The 26,732-nt window shown below is 69.3% G+C and carries 24 protein-coding genes and 1 tRNA gene; 16 read left to right on the plus strand and 9 right to left on the minus strand.

What is annotated here, in order from left to right; genetic code table 11:
• Nucleotides 1–107 precede the first annotated feature (107 nt).
• The 5 genes from ABT129_RS00470 (at nucleotide 108) to trxA (ending at nucleotide 5,074) form a co-directional block, all read left to right on the plus strand.
• A complete protein-coding gene (locus ABT129_RS00470) occupies nucleotides 108–1,832 on the plus strand; it encodes a protein kinase family protein (RefSeq protein ID WP_351894728.1) in 1,725 nt (574 codons plus the stop codon).
• 109 nt (nucleotides 1,833–1,941) lie between these two features.
• Complete coding sequence (sigM, locus tag ABT129_RS00475; RefSeq protein WP_351894730.1) at nucleotides 1,942–2,652, plus strand: RNA polymerase sigma factor SigM; 711 nt, start codon at nucleotides 1,942–1,944, stop codon at nucleotides 2,650–2,652.
• The gene (locus tag ABT129_RS00480) at nucleotides 2,649–3,587 is read left to right on the plus strand and encodes an RsmA family anti-sigma factor (RefSeq protein WP_351894732.1); all 939 of its coding nucleotides are present in this window, start codon (nucleotides 2,649–2,651) and stop codon (nucleotides 3,585–3,587) included. The genes sigM and ABT129_RS00480 overlap by 4 nt, the downstream gene beginning before the upstream one ends.
• 139 nt (nucleotides 3,588–3,726) lie before the next feature.
• On the plus strand, nucleotides 3,727–4,692 hold the full coding sequence (gene trxB, locus ABT129_RS00485; RefSeq protein ID WP_351894734.1) for a thioredoxin-disulfide reductase: 966 nt from the start codon (nucleotides 3,727–3,729) through the stop codon (nucleotides 4,690–4,692).
• Between the two features lie 49 nt (nucleotides 4,693–4,741).
• Nucleotides 4,742–5,074: a thioredoxin gene (gene trxA / locus ABT129_RS00490; RefSeq protein ID WP_351894736.1), complete on the plus strand. Its 333-nt coding sequence runs from the start codon at nucleotides 4,742–4,744 to the stop codon at nucleotides 5,072–5,074.
• A 97-nt stretch (nucleotides 5,075–5,171) separates the two neighbouring features.
• Here the strand turns inward: trxA and ABT129_RS00495 are convergent, their stop codons facing one another.
• The 9 genes from ABT129_RS00495 to rpmH all read right to left on the minus strand — a co-directional run bounded on the left by ABT129_RS00495 (nucleotide 5,172) and on the right by rpmH (nucleotide 11,917).
• Nucleotides 5,172–5,789: a GNAT family N-acetyltransferase gene (locus tag ABT129_RS00495; protein ID WP_351894739.1), complete on the minus strand. Its 618-nt coding sequence runs from the start codon at nucleotides 5,787–5,789 to the stop codon at nucleotides 5,172–5,174.
• A gap of 159 nt (nucleotides 5,790–5,948) precedes the next feature.
• The gene (locus ABT129_RS00500; protein ID WP_351894741.1) at nucleotides 5,949–7,043 is read right to left on the minus strand and encodes a ParB/RepB/Spo0J family partition protein; all 1,095 of its coding nucleotides are present in this window, start codon (nucleotides 7,041–7,043) and stop codon (nucleotides 5,949–5,951) included.
• Nucleotides 7,040–8,122: a ParA family protein gene (locus tag ABT129_RS00505; protein ID WP_351894743.1), complete on the minus strand. Its 1,083-nt coding sequence runs from the start codon at nucleotides 8,120–8,122 to the stop codon at nucleotides 7,040–7,042. Before ABT129_RS00505 ends, ABT129_RS00500 begins: the two co-directional genes overlap by 4 nt.
• A gap of 236 nt (nucleotides 8,123–8,358) precedes the next feature.
• Complete coding sequence (rsmG, locus tag ABT129_RS00510) at nucleotides 8,359–9,075, minus strand: 16S rRNA (guanine(527)-N(7))-methyltransferase RsmG (RefSeq protein WP_351894746.1); 717 nt, start codon at nucleotides 9,073–9,075, stop codon at nucleotides 8,359–8,361.
• A gap of 117 nt (nucleotides 9,076–9,192) precedes the next feature.
• Nucleotides 9,193–9,705 carry a Jag family protein gene (locus tag ABT129_RS00515; RefSeq protein ID WP_351894748.1) on the minus strand — a complete coding sequence of 171 codons (513 nt, stop codon included), beginning with the start codon at nucleotides 9,703–9,705 and terminating at the stop codon, nucleotides 9,193–9,195.
• 29 nt (nucleotides 9,706–9,734) lie between these two features.
• Entirely contained in the window at nucleotides 9,735–11,060 is a 1,326-nt protein-coding gene (gene yidC / locus ABT129_RS00520) for a membrane protein insertase YidC (protein WP_351894751.1), read from the minus strand.
• A gap of 3 nt (nucleotides 11,061–11,063) precedes the next feature.
• The gene (gene yidD / locus ABT129_RS00525; protein ID WP_015034858.1) at nucleotides 11,064–11,390 is read right to left on the minus strand and encodes a membrane protein insertion efficiency factor YidD; all 327 of its coding nucleotides are present in this window, start codon (nucleotides 11,388–11,390) and stop codon (nucleotides 11,064–11,066) included.
• Nucleotides 11,387–11,758: a ribonuclease P protein component gene (gene rnpA / locus ABT129_RS00530; RefSeq protein ID WP_351894753.1), complete on the minus strand. Its 372-nt coding sequence runs from the start codon at nucleotides 11,756–11,758 to the stop codon at nucleotides 11,387–11,389. The genes yidD and rnpA overlap by 4 nt, the downstream gene beginning before the upstream one ends.
• A 21-nt stretch (nucleotides 11,759–11,779) precedes the next feature.
• Nucleotides 11,780–11,917 carry a 50S ribosomal protein L34 gene (gene rpmH / locus ABT129_RS00535; RefSeq protein WP_006381191.1) on the minus strand — a complete coding sequence of 46 codons (138 nt, stop codon included), beginning with the start codon at nucleotides 11,915–11,917 and terminating at the stop codon, nucleotides 11,780–11,782.
• Between the two features lie 397 nt (nucleotides 11,918–12,314).
• Between rpmH and dnaA the strand changes: the two genes are divergently transcribed.
• The 11 genes from dnaA to ABT129_RS00590 all read left to right on the plus strand — a co-directional run bounded on the left by dnaA (nucleotide 12,315) and on the right by ABT129_RS00590 (nucleotide 26,648).
• On the plus strand, nucleotides 12,315–14,066 hold the full coding sequence (gene dnaA / locus ABT129_RS00540; RefSeq protein ID WP_351894756.1) for a chromosomal replication initiator protein DnaA: 1,752 nt from the start codon (nucleotides 12,315–12,317) through the stop codon (nucleotides 14,064–14,066).
• 1,009 nt (nucleotides 14,067–15,075) lie between these two features.
• Nucleotides 15,076–16,206, plus strand: coding sequence for a DNA polymerase III subunit beta (dnaN, locus tag ABT129_RS00545; protein ID WP_351894758.1), 1,131 nt, complete (start codon nucleotides 15,076–15,078; stop codon nucleotides 16,204–16,206).
• 109 nt (nucleotides 16,207–16,315) lie between these two features.
• Nucleotides 16,316–17,194 carry a phosphogluconate dehydrogenase (NAD(+)-dependent, decarboxylating) gene (gene gnd / locus ABT129_RS00550; protein WP_351894760.1) on the plus strand — a complete coding sequence of 293 codons (879 nt, stop codon included), beginning with the start codon at nucleotides 16,316–16,318 and terminating at the stop codon, nucleotides 17,192–17,194.
• A 57-nt stretch (nucleotides 17,195–17,251) separates the two neighbouring features.
• Nucleotides 17,252–18,373, plus strand: a complete 1,122-nt coding sequence (recF, locus tag ABT129_RS00555; protein ID WP_351894763.1) for a DNA replication/repair protein RecF — start codon at nucleotides 17,252–17,254, stop codon at nucleotides 18,371–18,373.
• Nucleotides 18,370–18,924 carry a DciA family protein gene (locus ABT129_RS00560; RefSeq protein ID WP_351894765.1) on the plus strand — a complete coding sequence of 185 codons (555 nt, stop codon included), beginning with the start codon at nucleotides 18,370–18,372 and terminating at the stop codon, nucleotides 18,922–18,924. Before recF ends, ABT129_RS00560 begins: the two co-directional genes overlap by 4 nt.
• Nucleotides 18,925–19,308: 384 nt before the next feature.
• Nucleotides 19,309–21,336: a DNA topoisomerase (ATP-hydrolyzing) subunit B gene (gene gyrB, locus ABT129_RS00565; protein ID WP_351894768.1), complete on the plus strand. Its 2,028-nt coding sequence runs from the start codon at nucleotides 19,309–19,311 to the stop codon at nucleotides 21,334–21,336.
• A gap of 41 nt (nucleotides 21,337–21,377) precedes the next feature.
• A complete protein-coding gene (gene gyrA / locus ABT129_RS00570; RefSeq protein WP_351894770.1) occupies nucleotides 21,378–23,996 on the plus strand; it encodes a DNA gyrase subunit A in 2,619 nt (872 codons plus the stop codon).
• A 106-nt stretch (nucleotides 23,997–24,102) separates the two neighbouring features.
• A complete protein-coding gene (locus tag ABT129_RS00575; protein WP_351894772.1) occupies nucleotides 24,103–24,669 on the plus strand; it encodes a DUF3566 domain-containing protein in 567 nt (188 codons plus the stop codon).
• 98 nt (nucleotides 24,670–24,767) lie between these two features.
• A tRNA-Ile gene (locus tag ABT129_RS00580) sits at nucleotides 24,768–24,841 on the plus strand.
• Nucleotides 24,842–24,999: 158 nt separating this feature from the next.
• Nucleotides 25,000–25,134 (plus strand): DLW-39 family protein, encoded by a 135-nt coding sequence (locus tag ABT129_RS00585; RefSeq protein WP_003958712.1) that lies wholly within the window; start codon nucleotides 25,000–25,002, stop codon nucleotides 25,132–25,134.
• Nucleotides 25,135–25,238: 104 nt separating this feature from the next.
• The gene (locus ABT129_RS00590; RefSeq protein ID WP_351894775.1) at nucleotides 25,239–26,648 is read left to right on the plus strand and encodes a hypothetical protein; all 1,410 of its coding nucleotides are present in this window, start codon (nucleotides 25,239–25,241) and stop codon (nucleotides 26,646–26,648) included.
• Nucleotides 26,649–26,732: the final 84 nt, after the last annotated feature.

Raw genomic sequence — 26,732 nt, forward strand, 5'->3', positions numbered from 1 at the left:
CCGCACAACCATCGGGGGGAACCGCGTGTCGTGCATAGCGTCCGACTGTGGGCACAATTGGCTTGGCTGTTGGATGTGGCGCAACGGATGGGGAGGCAGGAACGACGGTGGCGGAACGTAGCACGGCTGCCGTCGACGTGGCCGACAACAGCGGTGACGACCCGCTGACCGCCAAGGCGGACACGGCCGCGACCGACGGGGTGGCGGACAAGCAGAAGGCGGCGGACACGTCCGCCGAGGCCACGGAGAAGAAGGCGGTCGAACGACAGAGCGGCGAACAGCCCTCCATCACGGCTCCGGAGCTGCACAGCGGTCACAAGCTGGCCAGGCGGTACCGGCTGGAGGAGTGCGTCACCCGTCTGGACGGCTTCAGCAGCTGGCGGGCCGTCGACGAGAAACTTCGGCGTGCCGTCGGGGTCCACCTGCTGCCCGCCGACCATCCCAGGGCCCGTTCGGTCCTGGCCGCGGCGCGCTCCTCGGCACTCCTCGGTGACCCGCGCTTCGTGCAGGTCCTCGATGCCGTCGAGGAGAACGACCTCGTGTACGTCGTGCACGAGTGGCTGCCCGACTCCACCGAACTGACCACGCTGCTCGCGGCCGGTCCGCTGGAGCCCCACGACGCCTATCAGCTCGTCAGCCAGGTCTCCCAGGCCATGGCCGCCGCGCACCGCGAAGGCCTCGCCCACCTCCGGCTCACGCCGAGCGCCGTCCTGCGCAGCTCCACCGGCCAGTACCGGATCCGCGGCCTGGCCGTGAACGCCGCCCTGCGCGGCATCACCGCCGAACGTCCGCAGCGCAGCGACACCGAGGCCATCGGCGCACTCCTGTACGCCTCGCTCACCCAGCGCTGGCCGTACGACAGCGACGCCTACGGCCTCTCCGGGCTCCCCAAGGGAGTCGGGCTGCTCCCGCCCGACCAGGTACGAGCCGGCGTCCACCGGGGCCTCTCGGAGATCGCCATGCGCGCCCTGGCGAACGACGGGGCCACCGCCTCGCGCCAGGAGCCGCCCTGCACCACTCCCGACGAGCTGGCCAAGGCCGTGGCCGCGATGCCCCGGGTGAAGCCGCCCGAGCCGGAGTTCGCCGCGCCGCCCGAGTACCAGCGCACGACCTACCAGCAGGGCACGTACGGGCGTCCCCAGCCGCGCCCGGCGGTCACCCAGCCGGTGGTCGTCCCGCCGCCTCCGCTGCAGAGCCGCACCGGCAAGGTGCTGAAGTGGACCGTCTCGGCCCTGCTCATCGCCGCCCTCGGCCTCGGCAGCTGGCAGATCGCGGACCGTCTTCTCGGCAAGGACAACACGACCAAGCCGACCGACATCGCGCCGACGGTCGACGACGAGAAGCCCGAGCCGCCCAAGCCGCTCACGATCCGGTCCGCCGAGGAGTACGCCCCCGACGGTCTGCCGCAGAACCCCGACGGTGTCGGCAACACCTACGACAGCGACAGCGCCTCGTACTGGCGCACCAAGACCTTCGTCGGCGGCCCCGTCCTGGCGCCGTACAAGCAGGGTGTCGGGATCGTCTACGACCTCGGGAGCGAGCAGAACGTCTCGTCCGCCTCCATAGGGCTCCGCTACAGCGGGCCGAACACCGCGATCACCCTGTACGCGGCGGACTCGTTGTCGCCCTCCGGTGGCCTGGACTCCATGAAGAAGATCGCCACGGTCGAGACCTCGGGCTCCACGGCGAAGCCGGAGACCACGACACCGGTCAAGACCCGCTACGTGCTCCTCTGGATGACCTCGGTGCCGTACTCCAACGGTGACCAGTACTTCGGGGCCGGCTTCAAGCAGGCGATCACGAACCTGTCGTTCCAGGGGACCACCCCCTAGCGCCTGCGCACACCCCCTTGATGAGCGCCGAGCCCAGCTCGGCGCTCATTTACTTCCGGGCACGGACCGGATTGAATGCCTGCACGGCTGCCTAGCGAGGAGGGGAACCGTGGCACCAGCGGCTGACGATCCCCGGACCGCGACGGACGACGACCTTCTGGCCCGTCATGTCGCCGGGGACCCGGACGCCTTCGGTGAGCTCGTGCGGCGACACCGCGACCGGCTCTGGGCCGTCGCCCTGCGAACGCTGGGGGACCGCGAGGAAGCCGCTGACGCCGTCCAGGACGCCCTCATCTCGGCCTTCCGGGCTGCCCACACCTTCCGCGGCCAGTCGGCCGTCACAACCTGGCTCCACCGCATCACGGTGAACGCCTGCCTCGACCGTGCGCGCAAGACGGCCTCCCGCAGGACCTCGCCCGTCGATGACAACGACCGCTTCGAGCAGCTCCTCGATCCCCACGAGTCGGCCGAAGCACCCGTGGAGCGCCAGGACCTCCACCGCGAGGTCCTCGCCGCCCTCGCCGAGATCCCCGCCGATCAGCGCGCCGCCCTCGTCCTGGTGGACATGCAGGGATACCGGGTCGCGGAGGCGGCCCGTATCCTCGGCGTTCCCACCGGCACCGTGAAGAGCCGCTGCGCGCGCGGGCGGGCGCGACTGCTTCCGATGGTCACTCATCTGCGCGCCGACACCGTGGGTAACGAGGGCTCCGATGGGGGAAGGAACCGGACGCCGGGGGCATCCGTCCCACCGGTGCCGGGACCGACGGATACCGGACCGACTGATCCAGCTGCTGTGAAGGGCGGAGGTGGGCGCACGTGACTTCCACGGCCGGCAAGGCCAACACCACACAGCACCCGGACGTCTCGGAAATCTCCGATCTGACCGAGGGGCTCCTCTCGCCGACCCGCTCCGCCGACGTCCGTCGGCACGTGGACGGCTGTTCCCTCTGCGCGGACGTCCGGTCCTCGCTGGAGGAGATCCGTGGCCTCCTCGGCACCCTCCCCGGGCCGCCCCGCATGCCCACGGAGATCGCCGGCCGGATCGACGCCGCTCTCGCCGCCGAAGCCCTCCTCGCCGCCACCACGCCGGAGAGCGACACCCCTGTTTCACGTGAAACATCGCGCACCCCGTCCGAAAAGACTCTCAGCACCCCTCCCAAGCCGGTCGCGGATCGCCCTGCCGGTCGGTCCAGCGCCGCTTCGGGCCCCGGTCGGGCCCGGAGGCCTCGCCGCCGCAGGATCGCTCTGCTCTCCACTCTCGGTGCCGCCTTCGGCGCGGTGGTGCTCGGAACGAGCCTCTACCTGAGCCAGGCGGGGATCCTGACCACAGACGGTGGCACTGCCGATGTCCAGAAGGCCGACACCGCCGCCGGGGCGGCCCTCAGCCCCTTCTCCGGTGCACCGGTCGAGGACCGGGTCCAGGCCCTCCTCACCGAGGGAGGCACCGCCAGAACGCCCCAGGGAATCGGACCGGAGTCGATGTCCGCCGAGGCGAGCACGCCCACCCAGCGGAACAGAGACGCTGCCGCCGTCCCCAGCTGTGTCCTCGCCGGTACGGGCCGCACCGACGCGGTGCTCGCTCACGAGCGCGGCGAGTACCGGGGAACGCCCGCCTTTCTGCTCGTCCTGACCGATCCGGCGGACGCCACCCGGGTCCAGGCCTATGTGCTCGACGCCTCCTGCGCGGACAAGGGCACGGGCAGCGGAAGCCCGGCCGCCACTCTCCTGTTCAGTGAGACCTACCCACGCTCCTGACCCCTCTCCCCGTCCGGTCACGGCGCCGCGCGGCGGTTTCGGGAATGTACGCCCCTTAGGATCCGTTGGGTGGGGTGAGAGTGACCGAGACGACCGCCCCCGTAGGCAGTGGCAGTCTGCAGAGACGAGGAAGTAACCCGTGAGCGACGTCCGTAACGTGATCATCATCGGCTCCGGGCCCGCGGGTTACACCGCTGCGCTCTACACCGCCCGAGCGTCGCTGAACCCCCTGGTCTTCGAGGGTGCCGTCACCGCCGGTGGCGCCCTGATGAACACGACCGAGGTCGAGAACTTCCCCGGCTTCCGTGACGGCATCATGGGCCCGGACCTGATGGACAACATGCGTGCCCAGGCGGAGCGCTTCGGCGCCGAGCTGGTCCCCGACGACATCATCTCGGTCGACCTGACCGGTGACATCAAGACCGTCACCGACACCGCCGGCACCGTGCACCGCGCCAAGGCCGTCATCGTCACCACGGGCTCCCAGCACCGCAAGCTCGGCCTCCCGAACGAGGACACGCTCTCCGGCCGCGGCGTCTCCTGGTGCGCCACCTGCGACGGGTTCTTCTTCAAGGACCAGGACATCGCCGTCGTCGGCGGCGGCGACACCGCGATCGAGGAGGCCACCTTCCTCTCGCGCTTCGCGAAGTCCGTCACGATCGTCCACCGCCGGGACAGCCTGCGCGCCTCGAAGGCCATGCAGGAGCGCGCCTTCGCCGACCCGAAGATCTCCTTCGCCTGGGACAGCGAGGTCACCGAGATCCACGGTGAGCAGAAGCTCAGCGGCCTGACCCTGCGCGACACGAAGACCGGCGAGACCCGTCAGCTGCCCGTCACCGGCCTCTTCATCGCCGTGGGCCACGACCCGCGGACCGAGCTCTTCAAGGGACAGCTGGACCTCGACGAGGAGGGCTACCTCCAGGTGGCCGCCCCGTCGACGCGCACCAACCTCACGGGTGTCTTCGGCGCCGGCGACGTCGTCGACCACACCTACCGCCAGGCCATCACGGCCGCCGGTACCGGCTGCTCCGCCGCGCTCGACGCCGAGCGCTTCCTGGCCGCCCTCGCCGACAGCGAGAAGCTGGCCGAGACCCCCGCGGTCTGACCCACGTCTCTCCTCACCCCACACACCCCGCGAGATCAAGGAGGCCGCTGTGGCCCTGAAGACTGTGACCGACGCTTCCTTCGAAGACGACGTCCTCAAGAGCGACAAGCCCGTCCTGGTGGACTTCTGGGCGGCGTGGTGCGGCCCGTGCCGCCAGATCGCCCCGTCGCTCGAGGCCATCGCCGCGGAGCACGGCGAGATCGAGGTCGTGAAGCTCAACATCGACGAGAACCCGGCCACGGCTGCCAAGTACGGCGTCATGTCCATCCCGACGCTGAACGTCTACCAGGGCGGCGAGGTCGTGAAGACGATCGTCGGTGCCAAGCCGAAGGCCGCCATCCTCCGCGACCTGGAGGGCTTCGTCGAGCCGACCAAGGCCTGACGATCCCCTCATGTTTCACGTGAAACAGCAGCAGCGTTTCACGTGAAACAGAAACGGCCCGCCCCTCCACGGGGCGGGCCGTTCTTGTGTCCGGACATCAGAGCGGCCGCAGGGCGGGCTCCTTCTGCACAGCACCGAGGAGCCGGTCCAGGGCCAGCTCGACGTCCTCCTTCCAGGAGAGCGTCGTCCGGAGCTCAAGGCGCAGCCGCGGATAAGCCGGGTGCGGACGCACCGTCTTGAAGCCCACCGCGAGCAGATGGTCGGCCGGCAGCACACAGGCCGGCTCCTTCCACCGGGCGTCTCCGAACGCTTCGATGGCCTTGAACCCTCTCCGCAGCAAGTCCTTGGCGACGGTCTGCACGACCATCCGGCCGAGCCCCTGCCCCTGATAGCCGGGCATGATCCACGCCGTCATCAACTGCGCGGCATCGGCGGCCACGGGGCTCGTCGGGAAGGCCGTCGAGCGCGGTACATAGGCCGGGGGAGCGTAGAGGACATAGCCGACCGGCACGTCGTCCACATAGACCACGCGGCCGCACGAACCCCACTCCAGCAGGACGCCCGAGATCCAGGCCTCCTTCTCCGGCTCCGAACGCCCTGCCTTCACCGCCGCTTCCCCGCTGACCGGGTCCAGCTCCCAGAAGACACAGGAGCGACACCGCTTGGGCAGGTCCGGCAGGTTGTCCAGCGTGAGCGGTACGAGCCGACGCCCCACAGCCGCTCCTCACTTCCCTCGCCACCGAGCACGGATACGCCTCATGGAATCGTATCGATCGGCCCATCGGGACGACACCGCTCACAGGCAAAGGGCGGACCGCGTTCCGGTGAAGACCGGAGCACGGCCCGCCCTCGGCGGCCTCAGGAGCGGAAGGGGTCAGACTTCCGTGTCCTCTTCAGCGTTCTTCTGGTCCATGACCCGTCCCTCGCCGGGCGCCAGGGTCGAGAGGATCCGCTCCAGATCTTCCATCGAGGCGAACTCGACGACGATCTTGCCCTTCTTCTGCCCCAGGTCCACCTTCACCCGGGTCTCGAAGCGGTCGGAGAGCCGGGAAGCGAGGTCCGTGAGCGCGGGCGAGACACGTCCGCCCGCACGCGGGCCCTTCGGCTTGACCGCACCGGCGGGCTCCTCGGAGCCCATGAGCCTCACGATCTCCTCGACGGAACGCACCGAGAGGCCTTCCGAGACGATCCGGTAGGCCAGCTTGTCCTGAGCCTCCGAGTCGTCCACACCGAGCAGGGCCCGGGCGTGGCCGGCGGACAGCACTCCGGCGGCGACCCGCTGCTGCACGGACGGCGAGAGGTGCAGGAGACGCAGCGTGTTGGTGATCTGCGGGCGGGAGCGCCCGATCCGCTCCGCGAGCTGGTCATGGGTGCAGCCGAAGTCCTTGAGCAGCTGCTCGTAGGCGTGAGCCTCTTCGATCGCGTTCAGCTGGGCACGGTGGAGGTTCTCCAGGAGCGCGTCCAGGAGCATCTTCTCGTCGTCCGTCTCCCGGACGATCGCGGGGATCCGCTGGAGCTCCGCCTCCTTGGAGGCCCGCAGGCGACGCTCGCCCATGACGAGCTCGTAGCGCTCGTCATCGATCTTGCGCACCACCACGGGCTGGAGCAGGCCGACCTCCTTGATCGAGGCGACGAGCTCCGCCAGGGCGTCCTCGTCGAAGATCTCTCGGGGCTGGTGCCGGTTGGGCACGATGGCCGCGAGCGGAAGCTCCGTGAAATACGCCCCGACCGGGGGCTCCGGCAGGATCGCGGCCTCGGTCCGCGACGGCGCGGACTCCGGGGACTGCGCGCTCTGTGGGAGCGTCGCCAGCTTCGCCGCGGCCACCCCACGGTCGGAGCCCATGGGAGGCACCGCGCCGGAAGAGGCCGAGCCCGCCCCTACGCCGACCGCCGAGGCCTGCCGTTCCTGGGGCGCAGCGGGGATCAGCGCACCGAGCCCACGCCCCAGTCCCCTACGTCGCTCGCTCATTGGGTCCCCTCCGACATGCTGCGCTGGTGCTGGTTGTTCGGGTGCCCTACATGGGCGTGCTGCGGGTCGTAGTGCACGGCGGCCCCCCGCAGGGCGATCTCTCGGGCCGCTTCGAGATACGACAGGGCACCGCTGGAGCCCGGGTCGTAGGTGAGGACCGTCTGCCCGTAGCTGGGCGCCTCGGAGATACGGACGGACCTCGGGATGCTGGTCCGCAGCACCTCCTCGGCGAAGTGGGTGCGCACCTCGTCGGCGACCTGGGAGGCGAGCCTCGTCCGTCCGTCGTACATGGTGAGCAGGATCGTCGAGACGTGGAGCGCGGGGTTGAGGTGCCCCCGTACCAGGTCGACGTTCCGCAGGAGCTGTCCGAGCCCCTCCAGCGCGTAGTACTCGCACTGGATCGGGATCAGTACCTCGGCTCCGGCCACCATGGCGTTGACCGTGAGGAGACCCAGAGAGGGCGGGCAGTCGATCAGGATGTAGTCGAGCGGCTGCTCGTAGGCCTGGATCGCGCGCTGCAGGCGGCTCTCACGGGCCACCAGCGAGACAAGCTCGATCTCCGCACCGGCGAGGTCGATGGTGGCGGGGGCGCAGAAGAGGCCCTCGACGTCCATGACAGGCTGCACCACTTCGGAGAGCGGCCGGCTGTCCACGAGGACGTCGTAGATCGAGGGGACCTCGGCGTGGTGGTCGATGCCGAGCGCCGTGGAGGCGTTGCCCTGCGGGTCCAGGTCGATGACCAGGACTCGGGCACCGTGCAGGGCGAGGGAGGCGGCAAGGTTGACCGTCGTGGTCGTCTTGCCCACGCCGCCCTTCTGATTGGCGACCACCATCACGCGAGTCTGAGCCGGGCGGGGAAGTCCCTCACCGGCACGACCCAGGGCCTCTACTGCCAGCTGGGCAGCACGACCCATGGGGGTGTCGTCCATCGGGGGCGGTGTTTCACGTGAAACATCCTCCCCGACCGATTCGGTTCGGGGACCGGGGACCGGATCGGTCATCGGTCCCGCGATGTTGGCGTCGGACCGCAAGGATTCACTCTCCTCGGCTTCAGGCTCGCGATGGGGAGAGCCTGCCATGCTTTCAGGGTCGCGAACCAGCGAGGCCGGTGGTTCTGTGGGTGAATCCACCTCTGTGGACATCTCCGTAACCCTCGCGGGTGGATTCACACGGGGTCGACGGTCCCGGGGCGTGGCAGCCGCGCGACCGCGGCTGATGATCCCCTGCAGCAGTGAGCGACGTTTCACGTGAAACACCATGCCCCCGCCGCCCGGCCGGGACCGTTCGACACTCCGAAATGGTACGTATGCGACGCTCAGCGGCGTCGACGGGTCTTGCTCGTCCGGGCGGCCTTGGCTCGCTTGGCGGCGAACCGCACGCCACCCGGGCTCTCACCGACCTCCACCCGTACGACGGTGGACAGCGGGTCGACGATCCCCTCGCCCACCTGCAGCACCGAGGTCTCCACCACACCGAGCCGGGAGAGCGCGGCGCGAGCACCGGTGATCTCCTCCTCCGCGGTGTCGCCCTTGAGCGCCAGCATCTCTCCGTACGGACGGAGCAGGGGGACTCCCCAGCCCGCCAGCCGGTCGAGCGGTGCCACCGCGCGAGCGGTGACCACATGCACGGGCGTGATCTTGCCGAGCATCTCCTCGGCGCGTCCACGGACGACGGTCACATGGTCGAGGCCGAGCAGTTCGACGACCTCCTGGAGGAAGTTCGTCCGGCGGAGAAGCGGCTCCAGGAGCGTGATCTTCAGATCGCGCCTGACCAGGGCCAGGGGGATACCGGGAAGACCGGCGCCCGAGCCCACGTCGCAGACGGTGACGCCCTCGGGGACGACCTCCGAGAGGACGGCACAGTTCAGCAGGTGGCGCTCCCACAGTCGCGGGACCTCGCGCGGGCCGATCAGGCCACGCTTCACACCCGCGTCCGCGAGGAGCTCGGCGTACCGCACGGCCTCCGGGAAGTACTCACCGAAGACTGTCCGCGCCTGCTCCGGAGCTTCGGGGAGCTCCGCTGCCTCCGTCACGGGAACCGTCCTTCCGTACCGCACGCGTCGCGTGCAAGCGCACTGTGGTGGCTGACTATCAGGCTGACAAAGATCGGCCCCGCCTGCGAACAGACGGGGCCGACACTACGTGAGGCTTCAGGCCGGGAGCACGACGACGAAGCGCTGCGGCTCCTCGCCCTCGGACTCGCTGCGCAGACCGGCGGCGGCGATCGCGTCGTGCACGACCTTGCGCTCGAACGGCGTCATCGGGTCCAGCTTGACCGGCTGGCCGGTGGACTTCACCTCGACCGCGGCCTTGGCGCCCAGCTCGGCGAGCTCGGTGCGCTTCTGGGCACGGAAGCCGGCGATGTCGAGCATCAGACGGCTGCGGTCACCGGTCTCCCGGTGCACTGCCAGGCGGGTCAGCTCCTGGAGCGCCTCCAGGACCTCGCCGTCGCGGCCCACGAGCTTCTGCAGCTCGCGGCCGCTGGAGTCGCTGATGATCGAGACCGCGGCCCGGTCCGCCTCGACGTCCATGTCGATGTCGCCGTCGAGATCGGCGATGTCGAGCAGACCCTCGAGGTAGTCGGCCGCGATCTCACCCTCCTGCTCCAGGCGGGTCAGGGTGTCGCCACCCTCGGCGGCGGCGGAGATGGTGCCTTCCGTCACGGATGGACTCCTTCTTGCTTCGGCGAGGCTTACTTCTTGGAGGACGGGTGCTTGGGCCGCTGCTGGCCCTTGCGCTGACCGGACTTGCCCTGGCGGGAGTTTCCGGAGTTGGCGCGGCTCGGACGCGTGGGCTTGTCGCCCTCCTCGTCCTTCGGCTCATCCTTCGCAGCGGTCTTGGCCGGACCCTGGGGCTTCTTCTCGAGCGAGGTGGTGGGCGCCTCTTCGGCGGCCGGCTCGGAGTCTTCCTCGGTGTCCTTCGCCAGGGTGTGCTGGGCGGCGGCCGCCTGACGCTGGGCCTTGCTCTGACGCTTGGGCTGCTGGCGCCTGGCGGCGGCACCGCCCTCGGCCTCGGCCTCGATCGTGTCGCTCTTGATCACGGTGCCGTCGGCCTGAGCGGCGAAGCCGGCCTTGGTCAGCCCGGAGAAGAAGCGGCGCTCGTTCTCGTTGCGGTCGGCGGTGCTCTTGGCGACGATCACCTTGACGATGGTCTTGCGGCGGCGACCGCGGACCTCGCCGTGCTGCGTGATGCTCTTCAGGAGGCGCTGGAGGTAGGAGTCCTGAGCCTTGCTGCCCGGCGTCGGGTTCTGGTTGATCACGTACATCTGCTGGCCCATGGTCCACACGTTGGTGGTCAGCCAGTAGACGAGGACACCGACGGGGAAGTTGATGCCCATGACGGCGAAGATCACCGGGAAGATGTACATGAGCATCTTCTGCTGCTGCATGTACGGGGTCTTCACCGAGAGGTCGACGTTCTTCATCATCAGCTGGCGCTGGGTGAAGAACTGCGAGGCCGACATCATGACGATCATGATCGCGGTGACGATGCGGACCGAGGTCAGCGAGGCGTCGAGAGCGGCGACCTCAGCGGCGCTGTCCGTGAACTTCGAGGCCAGCGGAGCACCGAAGATGTGGGCCTGACGGGCGCTGGCGAGCAGCGGGCCGTCGATGACGCCGATCTCCTTGCCCGAGGCGATCGAGGAGAGCACGTGGTACAGGGCGAAGAAGAACGGCGACTGCGCCAGGATGGGAAGGCACGAGGAGAGCGGGTTGGTACCCGTCTCCTTGTACAGCTTCATCATCTCTTCGGACTGACGCTGCTTGTCGCTCTTGTAGCGCTCCTGGATCGCCTTCATCTTCGGCTGGAGCGCCTGCATGTTCCGGGTCGACTTGATCTGCTTGACGAACAGCGGGATCAGGCAGATACGGATCAGCACCACGAGAGACACGATGGACAGGCCCCAGGCCCAGCCCGTGTCAGGGCCGAAGATCGCCCCGTACACCTTGTGGAACTGGACGATGACCCAGGAAACGGGCCAGGTGATGAAGCTGAACAGACTGGCAATCGTGTCCACTAATCAGGCTCCTTGAGCATTGGGCGAGGTCTCGGCGGCCGGGCTCGTCTCGGCGGTGGACCCGCCCTTGTCGCCGCGCAGCGCGTTCCTCAGCATTTCGTGCCAGCGAGGGCGCTTCCGCGGGGGGACATGGTCCACACCGCCGGGCGACCACGGGTTGCACCGCAGGATCCGCCAGGCGGTCAGGGCCGTGCCCTTGATCGCGCCATGCCGGTCGATGGCCGTGAATCCGTAGTGGGAACACGACGGGTAGTACCGGCAGACGGGCCCCAGAAGAGGGCTGATCGTCCACTGGTACAGCTTGATGAGAGCCAGCAGCGGGTACTTCATCGCGCGCCCCCTCCCAGCAGCCGCTGGAGAGCGGCGTCCAGGTCTCGGGCCAGCTGTGCGTGATCGGCGTCGCCGGCTCCGGGCAACGCCCGTACGACCACCAGGCTACCGGGGGGCAGCTCGGTGAGGCGGTCGCGGACGAGATGCCGCAGACGACGCTTCACCTGGGTACGTACGACCGCACCACCTACGGCCTTGCTCACGACGAAACCCGCACGCGTCGGGGGAGCGCTCTCCCCAGGCGCGTGCGGGTCCGTTGCACCGCTGCGTAGATGGACGACGAGGAGCGGGCGACCGGCCCGGCGACCTCGGCGTACCGCGGTTGCGAAGTCCTCGCGCCGCCTCAGCCGATTCTCGGTAGGCAGCACGTCATGACCTGTTTAAGTGGATCAGGCGGACAGGCTCGCGCGACCCTTGCCACGGCGGTTCGCCAGGATGGCGCGGCCGGCGCGGGTGCGCATGCGCAGGCGGAAGCCGTGGGTCTTCGCACGACGACGGTTGTTCGGCTGGAAGGTGCGCTTGCTCACTCGGGGGCTCCAGAAATGATTCGTAGATGGCGGGACATCGCCTGGCTGTCACCGTGCGCCCACGAGTAGCTCGCAATACGCCCGAGTGCACCGCTACACGATCACAGACCGTGATCTTTGCCCATCGGAGGCAGGCGGCAGCAGCCATCGACAACTCGACCTGGTTACGGTACGCGCGGCTACGCCATCCGGTCAAACCGACTTGTCGCCACCCCCCATTGTGCACAGGCTGTGGACAACAACTTGAACCACGTCAGCCGCCGCGACTACCGTGGACGGACTCCACAATCTTTTCCGTTCTGTCCTCACCTGTCCTCACGGACCCCGTCCTCACGGACACCGACCCACCGTCCCCCGAGAACCACACCATCGTGGGACCTGCGAGAAAGCGTGCCCTGTGGCTGACGTACCTGCCGATCTTGCCGCAGTGTGGCCACGCGTCCTGGAGCAACTCCTCGCAGAGGGCCAGCAGGGGATCGAGCCCAAGGACAAGCAGTGGATCGAGCGCTGCCAGCCGCTCGCCCTCGTCGCGGACACGGCGCTGCTCGCCGTGCCCAACGAGTGGGGCAAGCGGGTCCTGGAGGGCCGGCTCGCCCCGCTGATCAGCGAGACCCTCAGCCGTGAGTGCGGCCGCCCGATCCGGATCGCGATCACCGTCGACGACTCCGTCGGTGAGCCGACTCCGCCGGCGCCCCCGGTGCAGCAGTCCCGCTACGACGAGCGCCCGCAGCCCGAGCCGTACGACAAGTACGACGGCTACGGCCACCGGCCGATGTCCGACGACGGCCTGCCCACCGCTCGCCCGGCCTACCCGGACTACTCGCAGCAGCGCCCCGACCCCGGCTCCTGGCCGCGCACCCAGGAGGACCTGTCCTGGCAGCAGCCCCGGATGGGCGGCTACCAGGAGCGCGCTCCGTACACCGGTCCCGACCAGTCCCGGCAGTCGCGCTACGACGAGCCGCCCCGCGGCTACGAGCCGCAGCGCCCCGAGCGGGCCGAGCTGCCCGACCCGCAGAACCACGGTGCCCGTCCCGGTCCCCGGCCGGGCGGTCCCGGGGGCGGACCGGGCGGCGGCCACGGTTCCTCCCAGCAGGGCGCCGGTGCCCCCGGTGAGCAGCACGCGCGGCTGAACCCCAAGTACCTCTTCGACACCTTCGTCATCGGTTCCTCGAACCGCTTCGCGCACGCGGCCGCCGTCGCGGTGGCCGAGGCGCCGGCGAAGGCGTACAACCCGCTCTTCATCTATGGGGAGTCGGGCCTCGGCAAGACCCACCTGCTGCACGCGATCGGGCACTACGCGCGGAGCCTCTACCCGGGCACCCGTGTGCGGTACGTGAGCTCCGAGGAGTTCACGAACGAGTTCATCAACTCGATCCGCGACGGCAAGGGCGACGCGTTCCGCAAGCGCTACCGCGATGTGGACATCCTGCTCGTCGACGACATCCAGTTCCTCGCGAGCAAGGAGTCGACGCAGGAGGAGTTCTTCCACACCTTCAACACCCTGCACAACGCGAACAAGCAGATCGTGCTCTCCTCGGACCGGCCGCCCAAGCAGCTGGTGACCCTGGAGGACCGGCTCCGCAACCGCTTCGAGTGGGGCCTCACCACCGACGTGCAGCCTCCCGAGCTGGAGACGCGCATCGCGATCCTCCGCAAGAAGGCGGTGCAGGAGCAGCTCAACGCCCCGCCGGAGGTGCTGGAGTTCATCGCCTCCCGGATCTCGCGGAACATCCGTGAGCTGGAGGGCGCGCTGATCCGGGTGACGGCCTTCGCGAGCCTCAACCGGCAGCCGGTGGACCTGGGGCTGACCGAGATCGTCCTCAAGGACCTGATCCCGGGTGGCGAGGACTCGTCGCCGGAGATCACCGCGCCGGCGATCATGGCGGCCACGGCCGACTACTTCGGGCTGACGGTGGAGGACCTCTGCGGATCCTCGCGCAGCCGCGTCCTGGTGACGGCCCGGCAGATCGCCATGTATCTGTGCCGCGAGCTCACGGACCTGTCGCTGCCGAAGATCGGCGCGCAGTTCGGCGGCCGTGACCATACGACGGTGATGCACGCGGACCGGAAGATCCGCGCGCTGATGGCCGAGCGGCGCTCCATCTACAACCAGGTCACCGAACTCACCAACCGCATCAAGAACGGCTGACGGAACGAGCTGGGCGGGCTCTCCGCGAGCCCGCTCCTCCTGCTTCCGAGCCGTGCCGCAACGGCCTGCCGAGGGCGCCCCGGGACACCTCCCGGGGCGCCCTCGGTCGTTCCCGGGGTGCTTCCGGAGAGCCCTCAGGAAGGTGCTCCAGGCGTCCCCAGGTGTGCTCCCGGAGAGCCCTGGAGTCGTTCCGAGACCTCTGAGAGGCGCTCCCGGAGCCTCTCAGAGGTGTCCGGGAGGCGCTCCGGAGACGTTCCGGAAGCGTCCCCGGGACCCGTGCGCCGACCGGGGTGTTCGATTACGCCGTTCCGGTGGCGGGTTCTCCACAGATTGGGGGATGATCTCCCGTCCACAGGGTGGGGACTGTCGAGTTATCCGGATCGTGTCCACAGGCCGGCCTGCTGACAGATCATCACCCCAGGTCAGACCCTTGTGGAATTGTTGGTAAAAGATCTCCACAGCCTGTGGATGAATCTTTCGTCCACAGGGGGCCCGGACGGTTGTCCACTGGCAACCCACAGGCAGGGGTCCGTTGCCCACAGCTTCTCCACACCCCTGTCCACTGTTCGGCAACGAATCACCCCCTCTCACCGCGTCGAGTGAAAGCCGTCACACCAAGGAGGGCGGTTGGGCTGTGGGGAACGTGGGTAAAGCTGGGGACAGCGCTGGGGAGAACTCCCCGTGGCCTGTGTACCGGGTGTGCAGAACTTTCGGGTGTCCACAGAGAACCCCAGTTGTCCACCGGCTCCACCCACAGGCGCAGTGGACAAAAAACTGGGTCTGACCTGCGAAAACGACGTTATCCACCGTTTCCACAGGCCCTACTACTACTCCCACTTAGAGTTAGCTAGGAATCCGCTTCGAAGTGGGGCCTGTGCACAACTCGGCGCCGGAGCTCCGACGCGCTCTCGTCGCGACTTGACCCCGAGCAGCACCGAGTGTCGGCGGCGTACGTCAGACTGGTTCCCGCAGTCGACGAAGAGCCAGCAACAAGCAGGAGGCGGTTCCGGTGAAGATCCGGGTGGAGCGCGACGTACTTGCCGAGGCGGTGGCCTGGGTGGCCCGCAGCCTCCCGGCCCGTCCGCCGGCTCCCGTTCTCGCGGGCCTTCTGCTGAAGGCCCAGGACGGCGCGCTGAGCTTCTCGAGCTTCGACTACGAGGTCTCGGCACGGGTCTCCGTCGAGGCCGAGGTCGAGGAGGACGGCACCGTCCTGGTCTCCGGCCGACTGCTCGCCGACATCTGCCGCGCCCTCCCCAACCGTCCCGTGGAGATTTCCACAGACGGTGTACGGGCGACCGTGGTCTGCGGCTCCTCCCGCTTCACCCTCCACACCCTGCCCGTGGAGGAGTACCCGGCGCTGCCGGAGATGCCCACCGCGACCGGCACCGTCCCCGGTGAGGTCTTCGCCTCCGCCGCCGCGCAGGTGGCGATCGCCGCCGGCCGTGACGACACGCTGCCCGTCCTCACCGGTGTGCGCATCGAGATCGAGGGCGACACGGTCACCCTCGCCTCCACCGACCGCTACCGCTTCGCGGTCCGCGAGTTCCTGTGGAAGCCCGAGTCCCCCGACGCCTCCGCGGTCGCCCTGGTGCCCGCGAAGACCCTCCTGGACACCGCCAAGGCGCTCACCAGTGGCGACACGGTCACCCTGGCGCTCTCGGGCTCCGGCAAGGGCGAGGGCCTCATCGGCTTCGAGGGCGCGGGCCGCCGCACCACCACCCGGCTGCTCGAAGGCGACCTGCCGAAGTACCGGACGCTCTTCCCCACCGAGTTCAACTCGGTGGCGGTGATCGAGACCGCCCCCTTCGTGGAGGCCGTCAAGCGCGTGGCCCTGGTGGCCGAGCGCAACACCCCGGTCCGCCTCAGCTTCGAGCAGGGCGTGCTCATCCTGGAGGCCGGTTCCAGCGACGACGCACAGGCTGTGGAGCGCGTCGACGCGCAGCTGGAGGGCGACGACATCTCGATCGCCTTCAACCCGACCTTCCTGCTGGACGGCCTGAGCGCGATCGACTCCCCGGTCGCCCAGCTCTCCTTCACGACCTCCACGAAGCCGGCGCTGCTGAGCGGCAAGCCCGCTGTGGACGCCGAGGCGGACGAGGCCTACAAGTACCTGATCATGCCGGTGCGCCTCAGCGGCTGACGCCTTGATCGGGGGCGTCGCCTGAGCGGCTGACCCCACAGGTGTGCACCCGGGTCCGGGCGTAGGCTCGGACCCGGGTAAACCGCACACGACGCTTAAGGAATCTCTGATGGAGCTCGGTCTCGTCGGTCTCGGCAAGATGGGCGGCAACATGCGTGAGCGCATCCGCCGCGCAGGCCACACCGTCATCGGATACGACCGCAACCCGGACCTCGCCGATGTCCACAGCCTCGAAGAGCTTGTGGGCAAGCTCAAGGGGCCCCGCGTCGTGTGGGTCATGGTCCCGGCCGGTGCCGCGACCCAGTCCACCATCGACGAGCTGGCCGAACTGCTCTCCCCCGGCGACATCGTCGTGGACGGCGGCAACTCGCGCTGGACGGACGACGAGAAGCACGCCGAGGAGCTGGCGGCCAAGGGCATCGGCTTCGTCGACTGCGGCGTCTCCGGCGGCGTCTGGGGCCTGGAGAACGGCTACGCGCTGATGTACGGCGGCTCGGCCGAGGACGTGGCGAGGGTCCAGCCGATCTTCGACGCGCTCAAGCCCGAGGGCGAGTTCGGCTCGGTCCACGCGGGCAAGGTCGGCGCCGGCCACTTCGCGAAGATGGTTCACAACGGCATCGAGTACGCGATGATGCAGGCCTACGCCGAGGGCTGGGAGCTCCTGGAGAAGGTCGACTCCGTCACCGACGTGCGCGAGGTCTTCCGCTCCTGGCAGGAGGGCACGGTCATCCGTTCCTGGCTGCTGGACCTCGCGGTGAACGCGCTGGACGAGGACGAGCACCTGGACCAGCTCCGCGGCTTCGCCCAGGACTCCGGCGAGGGCCGGTGGACCGTCGAGGCCGCCATCGACAACGCCGTACCGCTGCCGGCGATCACCGCGTCGCTCTTCGCGCGGTTCGCCTCGCGGCAGGACGACTCCCCGCAGATGAAGATGATCGCCGCGCTGCGCAACCAGTTCGGTGGCCACGCGGTCGAGTCCAAGAAGTAATCCACAGGCTGTGCACCCGGCGGTGCACAGCCGCCGGGAGAAGGTCGGCGCCCCACCATGCACGTCACGCATCTGTCGCTGGCCGACTTCCGTTCCTACGCCCGGGTCGAGGTCCCGCTCGACCCGGGCGTCACCGCTTTCGTCGGCGCCAACGGCCAGGGCAAGACCAACCTGGTCGAGGCCGTCGGCTATCTCGCCACCCTCTCCAGCCACCGCGTCGCCTCCGACGCCCCGCTGGTGCGGATGGGGGCGGAGCGCGCGGTCGTCCGCGCCGCCGTCACCCAGGGCGAGCGCTCCCAGCTGATCGAGCTCGAACTCAACCCCGGCCGCGCCAACCGTGCCCGTATCAACAGGTCCTCGCAGGTCAGGCCGCGTGACGTGCTCGGGATCGTACGGACCGTGCTCTTCGCGCCCGAGGACCTCGCCCTGGTGAAGGGCGACCCCGGCGAGCGCCGGCGCTTCCTCGACGAGCTGATCACGGCGCGCACGCCGCGCATGGCGGGGGTGCGCTCCGACTACGAGCGCGTGCTGAAGCAGCGCAACACCCTCCTGAAGTCGGCCGCGATGGCCCGTCGGCACGGCGGCCGCGGCATGGACCTGTCCACGATCGACGTCTGGGACCAGCACCTGGCGCGGGCCGGGGCCGAGCTGCTCGCGCAGCGGCTCGACCTGATCGCCGTACTGCAGCCGCTGGCCGACAAGGCGTACGAGCAGCTCGCACCCGGCGGCGGACCGATTCTGCTGGAGTACCGGCCGTCCGCTCCGGGCACCGGGCACACCCGCGAGGAGCTGTACGGACAGCTGCTCGCCGCGCTCGCCGAGGTGCGCAAGCAGGAGATCGAGCGGGGCGTCACGCTGGTCGGACCGCACCGCGACGAACTGCTCCTCAAGCTCGGAGACCTGCCCGCCAAGGGGTACGCGAGCCACGGCGAGTCCTGGTCGTACGCGCTGGCGCTGCGGCTGGCCTCGTACGACCTGCTGCGGTCCGAGGGCAACGAGCCCGTCCTCGTCCTCGACGACGTCTTCGCCGAGCTGGACGCGCGGCGGCGCGAGCGGCTGGCGGAGCTGGTGGCGGGCGGCGAGCAGGTCCTGGTGACGGCCGCGGTGGACGACGACGTGCCGGGGGTCCTCGCGGGGACGCGGTACGAGGTGGCCGGAGGGACGGTGGAGCGCGTATGAGCGACGAGAACCTTCCCCAGCCTGTGGACAAGCCTTCGGTGCCCGAGTCCTCGGGTGTCGACCTGGCGCGGGTCGCGCTGCGGGCCGCCAAGGAGCAGGCCAAGGCCAGGGGCGCGGCCGCCCAGCAGAAGAAGCAGGCCCGGCGCGGGGGCGGACTGCGCTCCGGCGCGCGCGCCGACGGGCGCGACCCGATGGCGCTCGGCGCGGCGATCAACCGACTGATCACCGAGCGGGGCTGGGAGACGCCGGCCGCGGTCGGCGGCGTCATGGGCCGCTGGCCGCAGATCGTCGGCGAGGACCTGGCCAAGCACTGCGTACCGCTGAAGTTCGACGACGAGCCGGACGCGCGCGTGCTCACCGTGCAGTGCGACTCGACGGCCTGGGCGACGCAGCTGCGGCTGCTCGCGCCCCGCCTGGTGGCCCGTCTCAACGAGGACCTCGGGCACGGGACGGTCCGCGTGATCAAGGTGCTCGGGCCGGGGGCGCCGCGGCGGCAGTACGGACCGCTGCGGGCGCCGGGGTCCGTGGGCCCGGGAGACACGTACGGCTAGAGCGCCGGTCGGCCCGGCCTCCGGCGAGCGGTCCGCTGTGGTGCGGGTCCGGTCCGGGGGCACCGTGCCGGTGGCGTCGTGCCCACCCGTTCCGCCCCGCCGTGCGCATGCCCCCGACCGGGTGATCGGCATGCCCACGACAGGGGTGGGGGGTATGCCCACACCGCGCTACGGGTCGAAGCGCTGGGTGGCCGTCAGAGGGCTCTGAAGCCCCTATCCGGATATGGGGAGTCGTCTCGCTCCCGCTCAGGGCGGCACATGCGGACTCAGGCACCGGCAAACCCCCATGACTGTCGGCGCTACCGGTAGACTGGGAGACAATCCCGCCACCCTGCGGAACAAGTCGAACGACGCAGCCGCTCCCGCATGCCCGGAGAACGGCCTGTGCTGTGCCAGAAAGGGCGCTTCGTGGCCGATTCCGGCGACCCCAACGAGAACAACCAGTACACCGCCAGCAATATCCAGGTCCTCGAAGGCCTGGATGCCGTGCGCAAGCGCCCTGGCATGTACATCGGCTCGACCGGTGAGCGCGGTCTGCACCACATGGTGCAGGAGGTCGTCGACAACTCCGTCGACGAAGCCCTGGCCGGGCACGCGGACACCATCGACGTGACGATCCTGGCCGACGGCGCCGTGCGCGTCGTCGACAACGGCCGTGGCATCCCCGTGGGCATCGTGGCCTCCGAGGGCAAGCCGGCCGTCGAGGTCGTGCTCACCGTGCTGCACGCGGGCGGCAAGTTCGGCGGCGGCGGCTACGCCGTCTCCGGCGGTCTGCACGGTGTCGGTGTGTCGGTCGTGAACGCCCTGTCCACCAAGGTCTCCGTCGAGATCAGGACGGACGGCCACCGCTGGACCCAGGACTACAAGATGGGCGCCCCGACCGCGCCCCTCGCGCAGCACGAGGCGACCGACGAGACCGGCACCTCGGTCACGTTCTGGGCCGACCCCGACATCTTCGAGACCACCGAGTACTCCTTCGAGACGCTCGCGCGCCGCTTCCAGGAGATGGCCTTCCTCAACAAGGGCCTCACCCTGACGCTGACGGACGAGCGCGACTCGGCGAAGGCCACGGTCGGAGCCGACGACCCGGAGGCGGAGGCCGCCGAGCCCACCGCGCGCACGGTGAAGTACCACTACGAGGGCGGCATCGTCGACTTCGTGAAGTACCTCAACTCGCGCAAGGGCGAGCTGGTCCACCCGACCGTCATCGACCTGGAGGCGGAGGACAAGGACAAGAGCCTGTCCCTCGAGGTCGCGATGCAGTGGAACAGCGGCTACAGCGAGGGCGTCTACTCCTTCGCCAACATCATCCACACCCACGAGGGCGGCACGCACGAGGAGGGCTTCCGTGCGGCGCTGACCTCGCTGATCAACAAGTACGCGCGTGACAAGAAGCTGCTCCGCGAGAAGGACGACAACCTCACGGGCGACGACATCCGCGAGGGTCTGACCGCGATCATCTCGGTCAAGCTGAGCGAGCCGCAGTTCGAGGGCCAGACCAAGACCAAGCTGGGCAACACGGAGGCCAAGACCTTCGTCCAGAAGGCGGTCTACGAGCACCTCAACGACTGGCTCGACCGCAACCCGGTCGAGGCCGCGGACATCATCCGCAAGTCGATCCAGGCCGCCACCGCGCGCGTGGCCGCCCGCAAGGCGCGCGACCTGACCCGCCGCAAGGGCCTCCTGGAGTCGGCGTCGCTGCCGGGCAAGCTCTCCGACTGCCAGTCGAACGACCCGGCCAAGTGCGAGATCTTCATCGTCGAGGGTGACTCCGCCGGCGGCTCGGCCAAGTCCGGCCGCAACCCGATGTACCAGGCCATCCTGCCGATCCGAGGCAAGATCCTGAACGTCGAGAAGGCCCGGATCGACAAGATCCTGCAGAACACCGAGGTCCAGGCCCTCATCTCGGCCTTCGGCACCGGTGTGCACGAGGACTTCGACATCGAGAAGCTCCGCTATCACAAGATCATCCTGATGGCGGACGCCGACGTCGACGGTCAGCACATCAACACCCTGCTGCTGACCTTCCTCTTCCGCTTCATGCGACCGCTGGTCGAGGCCGGTCACGTCTACCTCTCCCGTCCGCCGCTCTACAAGATCAAGTGGGGCCGGGACGACTTCGAGTACGCGTACTCGGACCGGGAGCGGGACGCGCTCGTCGAGCTGGGCAAGCAGAGCGGCAAGCGGATCCGGGAAGACTCGATCCAGCGCTTCAAGGGTCTCGGCGAGATGAACGCCGAGGAGCTGCGCGTCACCACCATGGACGTCGAGCACCGCGTACTCGGCCAGGTCACCCTGGACGACGCCGCGCAGGCCGACGACCTGTTCTCGGTGCTCATGGGCGAGGACGTCGAGGCACGCCGCTCGTTCATCCAGCGGAACGCCAAGGACGTTCGCTTCCTCGACATCTGAGTCGGTCCCAGCTGACCGTACGAAAGGACTGACGACCAGCAATGGCCGACGAAATCACTCCCGGCACCACCGAGGACCAGGAGCCCGTACTGCGGATCGAGCCCGTCGGGCTCGAGACCGAGATGCAGCGCTCGTACCTCGACTACGCGATGTCCGTCATCGTGTCCCGCGCGCTGCCCGACGTACGGGACGGTCTCAAGCCCGTCCACCGTCGCGTGCTGTACGCGATGTACGACGGCGGCTACCGGCCCGAGAAGGGCTTCTACAAGTGCGCCCGCGTCGTCGGTGACGTCATGGGTACGTACCACCCGCACGGCGACTCCTCGATCTACGACGCGCTCGTCCGCCTCGCCCAGCCCTGGTCGATGCGCATGCCGCTCGTCGACTCCAACGGCAACTTCGGTTCCCCGGGCAACGACCCGGCCGCCGCCATGCGGTACACCGAGTGCAAGCTCATGACGCTGTCGATGGAGATGCTCCGGGACATCGACGAGGAGACCGTCGACTTCCAGGACAACTACGACGGCCGCAACCAGGAGCCGACGGTCCTGCCGTCCCGCTTCCCGAACCTGCTGATCAACGGCAGCGCCGGCATCGCGGTCGGCATGGCGACCAACATCCCGCCGCACAACCTGCGCGAGGTCGCGGCCGGCGCCCAGTGGGCCCTCGAACACCCCGAGGCCACGCACGAGGAGCTCCTCGACGCGCTGATCGAGCGGATCAAGGGCCCCGACTTCCCCACCGGCGCGCTCGTCGTCGGCCGCAAGGGCATCGAGGAGGCGTACCGCACCGGCCGCGGCTCGATCACGATGCGCGCCGTCGTCGAGGTCGAGGAGATCCAGAACCGCCAGTGCCTGGTGGTCACGGAGCTTCCGTACCAGACCAACCCGGACAACCTCGCGCAGAAGATCGCCGACCTGGTGAAGGACGGCAAGGTCGGCGGCATCGCCGACGTCCGCGACGAGACCTCGTCCCGGACCGGCCAGCGCCTGGTCATCGTGCTCAAGCGCGACGCCGTCGCCAAGGTCGTCCTCAACAACCTGTACAAGCACACCGACCTGCAGACGAACTTCGGCGCGAACATGCTCGCGCTCGTCGACGGCGTGCCGCGCACCCTCTCGCTCGACGCGTTCATCCGCCACTGGGTGACGCACCAGATCGAGGTCATCGTCCGCCGGACGAAGTTCCGGCTGCGCAAGGCCGAGGAGCGCGCCCACATCCTGCGCGGTCTGCTCAAGGCGCTCGACGCGATCGACGAGGTCATCGCGCTCATCCGGCGCAGCGACACGGTCGAGGTCGCGCGCGGGGGCCTGATGGACCTCCTCCAGATCGACGAGATCCAGGCCAACGCGATCCTGGAGATGCAGCTCCGCCGGCTCGCCGCCCTGGAGCGTCAGAAGATCGTCGCCGAGCACGACGAGCTCCAGGCGAAGATCAACGAGTACAACGCGATCCTGGCCTCGCCGGAGCGCCAGCGCGCGATCGTCAGCGAGGAACTGGCCGCGCTCGTCGAGAAGTTCGGCGACGACCGCCGCTCCAAGCTCGTGCCCTTCGACGGTGACATGTCCATCGAGGACCTGATCGCCGAGGAGGACATCGTCGTCACCATCTCGCGCGGTGGCTACGTGAAGCGGACCAAGACCGAGGACTACCGCTCGCAGAAGCGCGGCGGCAAGGGCGTGCGCGGCACGAAGCTGAAGCAGGACGACATCGTCGACCACTTCTTCGTCTCCACCACCCACCACTGGCTCCTCTTCTTCACGAACAAGGGCCGGGTCTACCGGGTCAAGGCGTACGAGCTGCCCGACGCCGGGCGGGACGCGCGCGGCCAGCACGTGGCCAACCTGCTCGCCTTCCAGCCGGACGAGCAGATCGCCCAGATCCTGGCGATCCGCGACTACGAGGCCGCGCCGTACCTGGTGCTCGCCACCAAGGCCGGTCTGGTCAAGAAGACCGCGCTGAAGGACTACGACTCGCCGCGCTCCGGCGGCGTCATCGCGATCAACCTCCGGGAGACCGAGGACGGCAGCGACGACGAGCTGATCGGGGCCGAGCTGGTCTCGGCCGAGGACGATCTGCTGCTCATCAGCAAGAAGGCGCAGTCGATCCGCTTCACCGCCACGGACGACGCGCTGCGCCCGATGGGACGCGCCACTTCGGGCGTCAAGGGGATGAGTTTCCGCGCGGACGACGAACTGCTCTCGATGAATGTCGTCCGGCCCGGTACGTTCGTCTTCACCGCGACCGACGGCGGGTACGCGAAGCGCACCCCCGTCGACGAGTACCGCGTCCAGGGCCGTGGCGGCCTCGGTATCAAGGCCGCCAAGATCGTGGAGGACCGTGGCTCGCTCGTGGGCGCGCTGGTGGTCGAGGAGACGGACGAGATCCTCGCCATCACGCTGTCCGGCGGTGTGATTCGCACGCGAGTCAACGAAGTCAGGGAGACCGGCCGTGACACCATGGGCGTCCAGCTGATCAACCTGGGCAAGCGCGATGCCGTCGTCGGCATCGCACGGAACGCCGAGGCCGGCAGCGACGACGACGTCGATGACGCCGACGACGCCGTGGAGGCGTCCGAGGCCGCGGTGGTCGAGACCGTGGTGGTCGAGACCGAGGCAGTCGAGGGCACGGAGCCCTCGGCCGGGGAGCACGAGGAGTAAGAGCGTGAGTGGAGCCACGGGCGCCGGATCGGCGGCCGCCGGAGCTTCTGCTGGTGCTGGAGCGAACGGCGCCCGTGGCCCCGCCACGGACTCCCAGGGGGTTGCGGTGACGGACACTCGAGGGCAGCAGTCCTCGTACGAGAGCTACAACGGGCCGCTGCCCGGCGAGCGCACGGGTGCGCAGCAGCCGGGCGGGCCCTACCACCCGCCGCAGGCATACGGCGCTCCGGCGTCGGGCGGCACGGCGGGCGGGCAGACCGGTGCCGTGCGCCGGCCGCGTACGGGGGCACGCACGACGCCCCGTACGCGCAAGGCGCGGCTGCGGGTGGCCAAGGCCGACCCGTGGTCGGTGATGAAGGTGAGCTTCCTGCTCTCCATCGCGCTGGGCATCTGCACGATCGTCGCCGCGGCGGTGCTGTGGATGGTCATGGACGCCATGGGCGTCTTCTCGACGGTCGGCGGCACGATCAGCGAGGCCACGGGCTCCAACGAGTCCAACGGCTTCGACCTGCAGTCGTTCCTGTCGCTGCCGCGGGTGCTGATGTTCACCTCGGTGATCGCCGTGATCGACGTGGTCCTGATGACCGCCCTGGCGACCCTGGGCGCGTTCATCTACAACCTCTCGGCCGGCTTCGTGGGCGGTGTCGAGCTCACGCTCGCCGAGGACGAGTAGGACGCGCGGGGCCGGTCCGGGAACGGATTTTGGGACTGGCCCCCACGTGCGCTAATGTTCAGGAGTCAGCGCGCGGGACATACACCGCAGAGCGCGGCGGGGCTATAGCTCAGTTGGTTAGAGCGCATCCCTGATAAGGATGAGGCCACAGGTTCAAATCCTGTTAGCCCCACAGTGTCGATCGACCCGGACGGTTCCTCCGTCCGGGTCGATTTTCGTTTCCCGGGACGAAGAGAGGTTTGAAGCTCGTACAGGTCACCGATCGGTATCGGTCGATGTGTAGAGTGGGCGTCAGAAGTCTCCTACGTCAACGAAAGACGAGGTCGCGCGGTGAAGAAGCTTCTCCTGGTCGCACTGGCCGCCATCGGCGGGCTCCTCGTGTACCGCCAGATCCAGGCGGATCGCGCCGAGCAGGATCTGTGGACGGAGGCGACCGACTCCGTGCCCGCAGGTTCGGGTGTGTGAGACGAAGACCGTCAGTGGGTGAAGCCCCGGCCGCGCGTGAGCGGGCCGGGGCTTCGCTTTGCCTGAGCACATGGGCGACTTGCCTGAGCGAGGAGGAGGAGCGCGTGAAGACGCAGGCCGGCTTCGGCCGGAGGGCGGGGGCCCTGTTCACGGCGGCCGCGGCGGTGGGAGCGATGGCGGCGGTACCCGGTCAGGCGCTGGCGGCGGTGCCGGGAGACGCGCTGGCGGCGGCGCCGGGACCGGCGCTGGCAGCGGTGCCCGGTCAGGTCTCGGCCGGCGTGCAGGGTCAGGCCTTGGCCGGCCTGCCGGGGCGGGCGCCCGCGGCCGAGGGGGGCGCTTTCCCGCCCTACACCTTCGACAGCGGGGCCCAGCAGGTCGCGGGGGCCGCTTCGAGCTCCGACGCGGCACAGCTGAAGACCGGGCAGACCTACCGCGACACGCTCAAGAAGGACGGCAAGGTCTACTACCGGGTCGACCTGGACGACAAGCGGAACGCGTACGTCTCCGTGGTCGCGGTTCCCAGGACCGGCGGCAAGGTCGAATACGGCGACGGCTTCAAGGTGAGCCTGCAGGACGGCTCCGGCACCGAGTGCGGCTACCAGCAGGTGAACTTCACCTCGGCCGAGTACACGAGGCCGCTCGCCGCGTACGCCCGGCGCGTCATCAACGCGGACAGCTCCACCTGCCAGCGCGCGGGCGCCCACTACGTGCTCGTCGAGCGGGAGGGGAAGGCGACCTCCAGCCCGGACGACTGGGGCCTGGAGATCCGGTACGTGACGGAGCCGGTCCTGAAGAAGGCCGGACCGACCGAACTCCCCGATGCCTGGGCCTCCGGTACGCCCGCGCCGCCCGCGGGCGGCCCGAAGCCGCGGCAGGGCGGCTCCGGCGTCCATGACGCCACCTCGCTGGAGCAGGGCGAGTGGCGGTCCGACATCCGGCCGGGGCAGACGCTCTTCTACCGCGTGCCCGTCGACTGGGGGCAGCAGCTCTTCGCCAGCGCCGAACTCGGCAGCAGCGCCGCGAGCGACGAGTACATCGGCAACGCCCTGATCCTCTCCCTCGAGAACCCCGCGCTGGGGCACGTCGACGAGAAGACCCTCAGCTACTCCGGGAAGCAGTCGACGCTGGCGCTCGACGCGCTGCGGCCGGTGGCCCACGAGAACCGCACCTCGTACGACGAGGCCACCAGCGGGATGCGCTTCGCCGGCTGGTACTACCTGTCGGCCACGCTCAGCCCGGCGGTGGCCGAGGAGTACGGGGACGGGACCGTGCCGCTGACCCTGCGGGTCTCCTTGCGGGGCGGTGCGAAGCCAGGACCCGGGTACGACGGTGACCCCGGGCCGTTCAAGGTGACCGCCGACGACAAGGAGGCGGCGGCGAACGGCGCCGCCGGGGCGGCGGCGGACAGCGGCGACTCCATGCGCGTCGTCGCGGCGGCGGGCATCGGCAGCGGCACGGTGCTGCTGCTGGGACTCGGCGCGTGGACTCTGGTGGCGCGCCGACGGACCGGGTAGGCAGCCGGCCACTGGGGGCGCTGGTCGGTCGGTACGCCTGAGGTCCCCGGTGCGGGGCTGCCGTCCCGGTACGGGGCTCGGGTC

Origin of the sequence: Streptomyces sp. NPDC002057, assembly GCF_040296665.1 — a bacterium.
Taxonomy (GTDB): Bacteria; Actinomycetota; Actinomycetes; order Streptomycetales; family Streptomycetaceae; genus Streptomyces.